The organism is Streptomyces sp. NBC_01446 (assembly GCF_026340095.1).
In the GTDB taxonomy this organism is placed as follows: Bacteria; Actinomycetota; Actinomycetes; order Streptomycetales; family Streptomycetaceae; genus Streptomyces; species Streptomyces aureus.
Map to the genome: position 1 here is coordinate 6,270,705 of NZ_JAPEPO010000001.1, position 10,020 is coordinate 6,280,724.

At 74.2% G+C, this 10,020-nt stretch carries 9 protein-coding genes; 2 read left to right on the plus strand and 7 right to left on the minus strand.

Annotation, left to right across the window (positions count from 1 at the left end; genetic code table 11):
• Nucleotides 1–27: 27 nt before the first annotated feature.
• Nucleotides 28–960, plus strand: coding sequence for an SCO1860 family LAETG-anchored protein (locus OG456_RS28125; protein ID WP_266565718.1), 933 nt, complete (start codon nt 28–30; stop codon nt 958–960).
• A gap of 76 nt (nt 961–1,036) precedes the next feature.
• On the opposite strand, the gene cobC is transcribed toward OG456_RS28125, so the two are convergent.
• Genes cobC through cobM form a run of 5 tightly spaced genes read right to left on the minus strand, consistent with a single transcriptional unit; the run spans nt 1,037 to nt 6,870 of the window.
• On the minus strand, nt 1,037–2,095 hold the full coding sequence (cobC, locus tag OG456_RS28130; protein ID WP_266565720.1) for an Rv2231c family pyridoxal phosphate-dependent protein CobC: 1,059 nt from the start codon (nt 2,093–2,095) through the stop codon (nt 1,037–1,039).
• Nucleotides 2,085–3,017 (minus strand): sirohydrochlorin chelatase, encoded by a 933-nt coding sequence (locus tag OG456_RS28135; RefSeq protein WP_266565722.1) that lies wholly within the window; start codon nt 3,015–3,017, stop codon nt 2,085–2,087. The genes cobC and OG456_RS28135 overlap by 11 nt, the downstream gene beginning before the upstream one ends.
• Nucleotides 3,014–4,774 (minus strand): precorrin-3B C(17)-methyltransferase, encoded by a 1,761-nt coding sequence (cobJ, locus tag OG456_RS28140; RefSeq protein ID WP_266565724.1) that lies wholly within the window; start codon nt 4,772–4,774, stop codon nt 3,014–3,016. Before cobJ ends, OG456_RS28135 begins: the two co-directional genes overlap by 4 nt.
• Nucleotides 4,775–6,046: a precorrin-6y C5,15-methyltransferase (decarboxylating) subunit CbiE gene (gene cbiE, locus OG456_RS28145; protein WP_266565726.1), complete on the minus strand. Its 1,272-nt coding sequence runs from the start codon at nt 6,044–6,046 to the stop codon at nt 4,775–4,777.
• Nucleotides 6,043–6,870, minus strand: coding sequence for a precorrin-4 C(11)-methyltransferase (gene cobM, locus OG456_RS28150; RefSeq protein ID WP_266565728.1), 828 nt, complete (start codon nt 6,868–6,870; stop codon nt 6,043–6,045). Before cobM ends, cbiE begins: the two co-directional genes overlap by 4 nt.
• 169 nt (nt 6,871–7,039) lie before the next feature.
• On the opposite strand from cobM, the gene OG456_RS28155 reads away from it, so the two are divergent.
• Entirely contained in the window at nt 7,040–7,771 is a 732-nt protein-coding gene (locus OG456_RS28155; RefSeq protein WP_266565730.1) for a ZIP family metal transporter, read from the plus strand.
• A 23-nt stretch (nt 7,772–7,794) separates the two neighbouring features.
• Here OG456_RS28155 and cobI read toward each other — a convergent pair whose 3' ends face one another.
• Both cobI and OG456_RS28165 read right to left on the minus strand, forming a co-directional pair.
• Nucleotides 7,795–8,559, minus strand: coding sequence for a precorrin-2 C(20)-methyltransferase (cobI, locus tag OG456_RS28160; RefSeq protein ID WP_266565731.1), 765 nt, complete (start codon nt 8,557–8,559; stop codon nt 7,795–7,797).
• Nucleotides 8,556–10,019, minus strand: coding sequence for a cobyrinate a,c-diamide synthase (locus OG456_RS28165; RefSeq protein WP_266569462.1), 1,464 nt, complete (start codon nt 10,017–10,019; stop codon nt 8,556–8,558). Before OG456_RS28165 ends, cobI begins: the two co-directional genes overlap by 4 nt.
• Nucleotide 10,020 lies beyond the last annotated feature (1 nt).

A 10,020-nucleotide genomic window follows, 5' to 3' on the forward strand; every position in this document is an offset into this window, starting at 1 on the left:
CATTTCTCTTGTGGGGGTCCCATCAGCATGCCCAGCACCACCTTCCGCACGCCCGGACGCCGCCTCGCCGTGTCAGCCGCCGCCACGGCCCTGGCCGCCGCCCCGGCGCTGCTCGCGACCGCGGGCACCGCGCACGCGACGGGCGGACACGGCGGCAGGTCCAGCGCCGTCGTCCTGCGCACCGACCTGGATGTCTCCCTGCTCAACAAGACCGTGAACGTCCCGCTCACGGCCACGCTCAACGAGGTGCAGGCCCCCGCCAGTGCCCAGGAGACCGCCCTCACCGTCAAGCTGGACGGTGTCAACGGCGGGCAGCCGTTCAGCGTCCTGCGGGCGGACGTGGCCACGGCGAAGGCCACCGTCGGCGACCACAAGGCGGAGGGGTACAGCAACCTCGCCCACGCCAAGGTCCACATCCCGGGCCTGCCGCTGCTCTCGCTCATCGAGGTCGGCCAGGTCACGTCGAAAGCGGTCTGCGAGACGGGCAAGCGGCCCGTCGCCGAGTCGAACGTCCTGGGCGGCGTCACGGTCCTCGGCAAGAAGGTGACCCTCTCGGCGGGAGGCACTACTGAGGTGAAGGTTCCGGGTGTGGGCGAGGTCCGGCTCGACCTCTCGAAGACGCACACCACATCCCGTACGGCCGCTGCCTCGGCGCTCGAACTGAAGGTGTCCGTCAACCCGCTCAAGCTGAACGTGGCGGAGGTGGAGGGCACGGTGACCCTCGCGGGCGCGACCTGCGAGACGCCCAAGGCGGCGCCCGCGCAGAAGCCCCCGGCCAAGCCGGCCGACGACGTGAAGCCGCAGGGCGGCGCCGCCGAGCCGATCGCCAAGCCCGCCGCCAAGGCGGACCTCGCGGAGACCGGGGGGAACTCGATGACGCCGTACATTGCGGGCGGTGCCATCGTGCTGCTGGTCGCCGGTGGCGGAGCTGTCGCCGTCGCCCGGCGCGGGCGCTCCTGACCCGAGGGCCCGAGGGGGGACCGGAGGGGAGCGGGTGGGCGGGAGTCGGGGACTCCCGTCCACCCGCATGTGTCCGTCAGGCGCTCGTCACCGCCTGGTCGAGGGCCTGGAGGAACCGGCCCGTCGTCGCCCTGTCCCGCACCGCGAGACGCAGCCAGTCCGTGCCGAGGCCCGGGAACGTGTCGCCGCGCCGCACCGCGAAACCCCGCTCCCGCAGCCGCGCGCGCAGCGCCGCCGCCCCGAGGGCCCGCACCAGCACGAACGGACCCTCCGCGGGACCCGCCACCGACACGCCCTCAGCCGCGAACTCCGCGAGCCCCGCGACCAGATGGGCCCGGTCCGCCGCGATGCGGTGCGCCGCGTGCGCCGCCTCCGCAAGGGCGCGCGGCGACACACACGACTCGGCCGCGGCCAGCGCCGGCGTGGACACCGGCCACAGCGGCTGGGCCCGCTCCAGTTCCGCGACGGTGTCCGGCTCCGCCAGTACGTAGCCGATCCGCAGCCCCGCCAGCCCCCACGTCTTCGTCAGGCTGCGCAGTACCACGAGCCCCGGCACGTCGCTCCGGCCCGCGAGGGCCTCCCGCTCGCCGGGGACCGCGTCCATGAACGCCTCGTCCACCACCAACACCCGCCCAGGACGGGCCAGTTGAACGATGAGCGCGGCCGGATGCAGGACCGACGTCGGGTTCGTCGGATTGCCTATCACCACGAGGTCCGCGTCCTCGGGCACAGCCGCCGGATCGAGCCGGAAGCCGTCCTCCTCGCGCAGCAGTACCCGGTCCACGGCGTGCCCCGCGTCCCGCAGCGCCGCCTCCGGCTCCGTGAACTGCGGGTGCACGACCACCGCATGACGGACCTTCAGGGCGCGGGCGAGCAGCACGAACGCCTCCGCGGCTCCTGCCGTGAGCAGCACCCGTTCCACGGGAAGCCCGTGCCGGCGGGCCACCGCCTCGCGGGCCGCCCGCCCGTCCGGATACGCGGCGAGCCCGCCGAGCGAGTTCGCGATGTGCTCGCGCAGCCACACCGGGGGAGTGTCCGCGCGGACGTTCACCGCGAGATCCACGAGGTCCGCGCCCGTGCCGCGGACCTCCGCGTCGCCGTGGTGGCGCAGATCGTGACCGTCGTCAGTGCGCATGCGAGTGGGAGTGGCCGTGACCGTGCGAGTGCGCGTGGCCGTGGTGGTCGCCGTCGTCGTCCGGGTGGAAGTGCGGCTGCTGCGGGAGCCCCACCTTGTCCTCGAACCCCGGCAGCGCGATCCGGTACACGCAGGTGTCGCAGTTCATCCGCAGATCGCCGCGGACGGCCTCCTCGTACCGCTCCATGACCAGGTCGACCAGCTCCGGCTCCGGGCCGATCACGTCGGCGGAGAGCACCTCGACGTCCGGGTGGGCCGACGCCCAGCCCTCCGTCTGCTGCCGCACCCGGTCCGGCAGGATCCCCGTGAACAGGAAGTACGGCAGGACGACGATGCGCCGCGCGCCGAGCTTGACGCACCGGTCGAGGCCCGACGGCACGTCCGGCGCGGCCAGCGACACGAACGCCGTCTCCACGCCCGCGTAACCGCGGCCCTCCCACAGCAGACGCGCCGCCTTGTGCACCTCGGAGTTGGCGTCCGGGTCCGTCGAACCGCGGCCCACCAGCAGCACCGTCACATCGGCCCGGTCCTGCGGCGTGCGGGCGCCGCCGCCCAGCGCCTCGTCGAGACGCCGCTCGAGCACCTGGAGCAGCGACGGGTGCGGACCCAGCGGACGCCCGTACGTGTACGAGATCCCCGGGTGCCGCTCCTTCTCGCGGGCCAGCGCCGCCGGGATGTCGCCCTTGGCGTGCCCCGCCGACACCAGCATCAGCGGCACTGCCGCGAACCGGCGCACCCCGCGCTCCACGAGCTCGCCCACCGCCTCCGTCAGCGGCGGCGGCGACAGCTCGATGAAGCCGCCCGCCACGGGCAGGTCGGGACGGCGGCGGCCGAGTTCCCTGACGAAGTCGCGGAAGGCTTCGGCGCCGGCCTCGTCGCGGGTGCCGTGTCCGGCGATGAGCAGAGCGGGCGGGGTGGTCACGAGGACTCCTTACGGGTGGTGCCGGTGGTGGTGTCGGGAGAGCCGGAAGCGGCAGTGGCGGCCGGCTGCTGCCAGCGGTAGCCGCGCGGGGTGACCATGCGGCCCGCGATCCGCCGCGTGGCCGTGTTGCCGACGGTCACGACGGTCATCATGTCGACCCAGGCCGGGTCGAGTTCGCCGAGCGTGGTCAGCCGGCTCGACTCGTCGACGCGGGACGCGTTGCGGACCACGCCCACGGGCGTGCCCGGCTCGCGGTGCTCGGCGAGGATGCCGAGGGCCTTGGGCAGCTGCCAGTCGCGGCCCCGGCTGCGCGGGTTGTAGAACGTGACCACGATGTCCGCCTCCGCGGCGGCCCGCACCCGGCGCTCGATGACCTCCCACGGCGTGTGCAGGTCGGACAGGCTGATCGAGACATGGTCGTGGCCGAGCGGCGCGCCCAGGATCGCGGCCGCCGCGAGCGCGGCCGTCACGCCCGGTACGCCCACCACGTCGATGTCGTCGGACGCCTCGGCGAGCGCGGGCGACGCCATCGCGTACACGCCCGCGTCCCCGCTGCCGATCAGCGCGACGGCCTGCCCCTTGCGGGCCTCGGCGACCGCCGTGCGGGCCCGCGCCTCCTCGGCGCCGAGCCCGGACTCCAGGATCCGTGTGCCGGGCCGCAGCAGGTCCCGGATCTGGTCGACGTACTGATCGAGGCCGACGAGGACGGACGCGGCGCGCAGCTCGTCGCGGGCGCGCGGAGTCACGAGGTCACGGGCGCCGGGGCCGAGCCCGACGACGGCGAGCCGGCCGCGCGACGCGGCGCGCACGACGGCGCACGTCGCCATCGCGGGCTTCCCGTCGGCGCGCACCGACTTCCGCTTCGGTACGAGGAGTTCACCGCCGGCGACCAGCGCGGCCGCCTCCGCCACGGAGGGCGTACCGACGGCGTCGAGCGGCGCGTCGGACGGGTTCGGCACGGCTACGGCGGCGAGCGTCCCGGCGCCGTACGTCACGACGGGCACGCCCAACTGCTCGGCGGCCTCGACGATGCCCGGCTCACCGGCCTTGGCGTCGACGGTCGCGAGCCGCGCCACGGACAGCGGCGAGAGCCCCGCGTCCCGCAGCGTGTCGCGCACGAGCCCGAGCACCTCGTCCGCGGGCGCGCCCTTGCTGGCACCGACCCCCACGACGAGGGACGGGGGTCGCAAGACGACCTCGCGGTCGGCGGGCTCCACGGCGCGGTCGCTGACACGGATCGTGTGCGCGGCCGCCCGGTCCGCGGCGACATTCCCCGGCAGCGCGGGCAGCGGGTACGCCAACTCGGCGTGCAGAGCGACCGGTTCACCGTCGAGGACCGCCCGGGTGACCCCGGCGACGTCCCCCTCGACGGGCAGGCCGAGCGTGTCGAGCCCGGGCACGTCCACGGCGTCCGTCGCCGTGGTCACCACCGGCTCGGCCTCCAGGACGGCGGCCACCTCACGCGCGAGCGCGTTCGCCCCGCCCTCGTGTCCCCCGAGCAGCGACACCGCGAAGCGCCCGGCCTCGTCGACGCACACCACGCCCGGGTCCACGTGCTTGTCCCGCAGCAGCGGCGCGACGAGCCGGACCACGGCCCCCGTCGCCAGGAAGCACACCACCTGCTCGCACTCCGAGAACGCGTGCCGCACGGCGTCCCCCACGGAACCCTCGTACACCCGCGTACGCGACGGCCACGCCGACGCGAGCCGGTCGCGGGCCACCGCCCCAGCCGCCGTGGCGGAAATCAGGCCGATCACTCAACTACTCCTTCGTTCAAGGAAGTCCACGGAAGTGGCGCTCTGCGTATCGGGCCGTACGCCCCACACCAGGAACACCGGATTGGCCGCGGCGAGCCGCGACACGTCGCCCGGCAGCGGCGCGAGCCGGGACGACTGCAGCAGCACCCCGTCACTGACGAACCCGGCCGCGCCCAGTGCGTCCCGCACCGCGCCCACCCGGTCCACCGCCGCCACCGCGACCACCACGGACCGCCGCGTGCGTCGCGCGCACGCCGTCACGATCGCGGTCAGCTCACGCCCGCCCCCGCCGATGAACACCGCGTCGGGGTCGGCGAGATCGGACAGGACGGTGGGCGCCGCACCGTGCACGACGCGTACGTCGACGCCGTGGGCGGCGGCGTTGTCCCGGATCCGGGCCACGCCGTCCATGGTCTTCTCGACAGCCACGGCCGCGGCGCCGAACCGCGCGCACTCCACGGCGACCGAGCCGGACCCCGCCCCGATGTCCCACACCAGGTCGCCCGGGCGCGGCCCGAGCCGCGCGAGCGCGAGCGCCCGCACCTCGAACTTGGTGATCATCGAGTCGCGGTGCGCGAACTCGCTCTCGTCCAGGGCCCACCGGGCCGGCGGGCGGCCGGGACCGGCGAGGGTGCGCACCGGTGCGAGCACCCGCTCCTCGTCCAGGCAGAGGACCACGCTCACCGCGTCGCCCCAGTCACGGGCGGCGGCCTCCGACGGCGTGACCCGCTCAAGGCTCTCGTGTTCGGGGTCGCCGAGGCGGGACGCGACGACGAGGACGCGGTCGGCGCCGCGGTGCGCGAGTTCGGCGCCCAGCTCGGCAGGGCCCGCGCCGGGACCCGTGAGCACAGCGGTCTTCGGGTACGCGCGGCACACGTTGGCCGCGGTCCGAAGGTCACGGCCGTGCGCGCTGACCACCGCCGCGTCGTCCCATGGAAGGCCGACGCGCGCGAACGCCGTCGCCACGGACGACACCCCCGGCCGCACGTCGAGCGCCGCGGGCCCGAACCGCTCGGCGAGCGCCCGCACGATCCCGAAGAACCCGGGATCGCCGGAGGCGAGCACCGCGACGTCCTGTCCCTTCTCGGTGTACCGCTCGACGACGTCGAGCGCCGGAGTCAGCGGCCCGAGCACGACCCGCTCCGCCCCGGCTGCCAGCAGCGCCTCGGCCGCGTCGAGATGACGCCGCCCGCCGACCACCAGGCCCGCGGACGACAGGGCAGGATCCGGGGACAGCGGCGCCCCCGTCCCCGTACCGAAGACCGTGATCACGACTGGGCCTGCGCGGATTTCCCGGCCCGCAGCGCCGCCCGCGCCTCGGGGTCGGCCTTGCGGAAACCGTGGAAGTGGCCCGGGTGGTAGAGGTGTGAACGCGTGCCCTCCGCGTCCAGCGCCGGGCCGACCAGGAACAGCGTGTGCTTCCACAGCTTGTGCTGCTTCACGGTCTCCTCCAGCGTGCTGATCGTGCACTTCACGATCAGCTCCTCCGGCCAGGTCGCCTGGTACGCGACGACGACCGGCGTCGACGTCGGGTAGCCGCCCTCCAGAAGCTCACGCACCAACTGGCCGCTGCGCGCAGCCGAAAGGAACAGCGCCATCGTCGTGCCGTGCCGCGCGAACTCCCGCACCTCCTCACCCGGAGGCATCGGCGTCTTGCCGCCGCCGAGCCGCGTCAGGATCACGGACTGCGCGACCTCGGGGATCGTCAGCTCGCGCTGCGCGAGCGCGGCCACCGCCGAGAACGACGAGACACCCGGGATCACCTCCGTCGCGATGCCGAGCCGCGCGCACCGGTCGACCTGCTCCTGCGTGCCGCCCCACAGCGCCGGGTCGCCGGAGTGGATGCGCGCGACCCGCAGACCGTCGCGGTGCGCCCGCTCGTACACGGCGACGACGTCCTCCAGCGACATCGTCGCCGAGTCCAGGATCTCCGCGCCCTCGCGCGCGTGGTCGAGGACCTCCTCCTGCACCAGACTGGCCGCCCAGATGACGACATCGGCGTCCGCGATGGCGCGCGCGGCGCGGAACGTGAGCAGATCGGCGGCGCCGGGCCCGGCACCGACGAAGGTCACCTTGCCGGTGGTTGCTTCGGGCATGACTGGGGTCCTCTCGGGGATGCAGCGTGGGTCGTACGGAGATCGGTCGTACGGGTTCGTACGCGGTTCGGTCGTACGGAGGTACGGGAGCGGTATCGGACGGGTCGGAAGGTGCGGCTCAGCCGGTCCCGGGCGTGCGCGGCCCGTGCCGATCCGCTAGCAAGGGACCATGGCCGTCCTCGTCGCCCTTGGCTCGTTCGTGATGACACTCGTCGGCGGCTGGACCGCCCACCACGTCACCGACCGGCGCCACTTGGTGCTCGGATTCGCCGGCGGCCTGATGCTCGGCGTGGTCGGCTTCGACCTGCTCCCGGAAGCCCTGCACGGCGCCGGAAACGAGATCTACGGAGTGCCCGCCGCGCTGCTCCTGTTCGTCGCGGGCTTCCTCGTCGCCCACGTCGTCGAGCGGCTGCTCGCGATGCGCCAGGCCGCGCACGGGGCGCAGGAGGGCGAGGAGCAGGTGCCCCAGGTCGGCCTCGGCGCCGCCTCCGCGATGGTCGGGCACAGCGTCGCGGACGGCGTCGCGATCGGCGCCTCGTTCCAGGTGAGCAGCACCATGGGGTACACCGTCGCGCTCGCCGTGATCACGCACGACTTCGCCGACGGCTTCAACACGTACACGATCACGCGCGCCTACGGGAACGCCCGTCGCAAGGCACTCGCGATGGTCGGCGCGGACGCGCTCGCGCCGGTGGTGGGCGCCGCGTCGACGCTGCTGTTCACCATCCCGGCGCAGGCCCTCGCCTGCTACCTCGGGTTCTTCGGCGGCGTTCTGCTGTACATCGCGGCCGCGGAGATCCTGCCCGAGGCCAGCCACCACCACCCGGCGCGCACCACGCTCCTGTGCACGATCGCGGGCGCCGCCCTGATGTGGCTGGTGATCGGCACGGCGGGGCAGTAGCGCCGGGCCCGCCCCCCGGCGGTTCACAGTTTCCCGCCCCGTCCGCCGTCGCGCCGCGCGGGCGCGATCAGCGTCGACAGGTACGGCAGCGCGGCGTCGGCGCCCAGTTCGGCGGCGGGCCTGATGGACTCCTCGGGCAGCCCGAGCGCGGACCCCCACACGGCGTCCTGCGTCCGTCCCGTCTCGCGCAGCGCCGCGGCGACCTCGCCGGCGAGCCGCCCGAACTTGTACGCGACGACGGTGCCGGGCCCCGCGAGCGCCTCCTTGAGCACGGCCGAACCGGCGGTCACCGGCACGAGCGTCAGCGGCTCGGTGCCCTCGGTGAGCACGGCGCCGGACCGCGCGGCGAGATCCTGCATGGCGGTGATGCCCGGCACGGTCTCGACGACGGTCCCCGGCACGAGCTCCCCCACGGTCAGGGCGAGATACGTGAACGTGGAGTACACGTTCGGGTCGCCGATCGTCGCGAACGCGACGGAGCCGTTCTCCCGCAGGAGCGCCGCGACACGCTCGCCGGCCGCGTCCCAGGCTGCCTCGCGCCGGGCCCGGTCGGAGCGCTCGTTGAGCGCGAAGACGACGCGGACGACCTTGTCGGCGGGCACGTAGTGCAGGACGGTCGCCTCGGCGCGGCCGGGCTCTCCGCCGTCGGTCCCGTCGGCAGCGGCCATCACCGGTACGACGACGACGGCGGCCTCGCGCAGGGCGTTCACGCCCTTCACGGTCACGAGTTCGGGGTCACCGGGACCCACGCCGACGCCGGTCAGCCGGTGCGTGGTGTTGTCGGTCATGACGGGGTGACTCCTTCGGTTGCCCGCGCGACTTCGGTTGCCTGCGCGACGATGCGCCGCGCCGCCTGGGGCACGGAGGCCCAGTGCACATGCAGATACGAGGCGTGCACCCCGCCCTGCACAAACCCTTCGACGCGCCGCTCGGGACGCGTGATGCCCCACGCGGGGGTGGCGCCGGCCCCGGGTTCGACGACGGTGCGGTGGAACTCATGGCCGCGCACCCGCGTCCCGTTCGAGGCCAGCACGCTGTCGGACACGGCCACGCCGTCCCGGTACCCGAGCGTCAGCCGCTGCGACATCCGCGCGTCGGCGTCCAGGACCCCGCACATGGGCTGCCCGTCCAGGGAACGCGCCAGATACAGCAGCCCCGCACACTCGGCGACGACGGGCGCCCCGGACCGCGCGAGCTCACCGACGGCCTTGCGCAGCGGTTCATTGGCGGACAGCTCGGAGGCGTACACCTCCGGAAAACCCCCACCGATGACCAACGCGCCTGTTCCATCCGGGAGTTGCTCGTCCCGAAGCGGATCGAAGGCCACGACGTCGGCCCCGGCGGCGGCAAGCAGCTCACTGTGCTCGGCATAGGAGAAGGTGAAGGCGGGCCCACCGGCTACGGCAACGCGAGGCTTGTCATCCACGGTGCGGTCCGGCCGATTCGGCCCGTCCGGCGTCCGAGGACCGGGGTCCGGTGCAGAGCCCCGGTTCCGGGAAGGGGCGGGCTGGGGGAGCGACCCCAAGACTTCAGCCGCGTCCCAAGCCGCACCCCCCAACGACGGAGCACTACGCGCCATGGCGTACAGCGCGTCCAGGTCACACCCGACCCGCACCAACTCGGCCATCGCGGCAACAGCCGCAACCGCCTCCGCCCCCCGCTCGGCCACCGGCACGAGCCCCAGGTGCCGCGAGGGAGTCATCACTTCCCCGCCCCGGCGCAAGGCGCCGAACACCGGCACCCCCGACTCGTCCAGCGCCTCCCGCAGGATCGCCTCATGCCGGTCGGACCCGACCTTGTTGAGGATCACCCCGGCGAGCCGCACCTCAGGATCGAACGACGCAAAACCGTGCACGAGCGCGGCCACGGACCGGGCCTGCGACGACGCGTCGACGACCAGCACGACCGGCGCCCGAAGGAGCTTCGCGACGTGCGCGGTCGACGCCAGCTCCCCCTGGCCGGAGACCCCGTCGAAAAGCCCCATCACGCCCTCGACGACGGCGAGATCGCACCCCCGCGCCCCGTGCGCGAAGAGCGGCGTCACGAGCTCGGGCCCGCACAGGTACGCGTCGAGGTTGCGACCCGGGCGCCCCGTGGCCAGGGCGTGGTACCCGGGGTCGATGTAGTCGGGCCCGACCTTGTGCGGTGACACGGCGAGCCCGCGCCCGGCGAACGCCGCCATCAGACCCGTCGCGACGGTCGTCTTGCCGCTGCCCGACGAGGGCGCGGCGATGACGAGCCGAGGCATG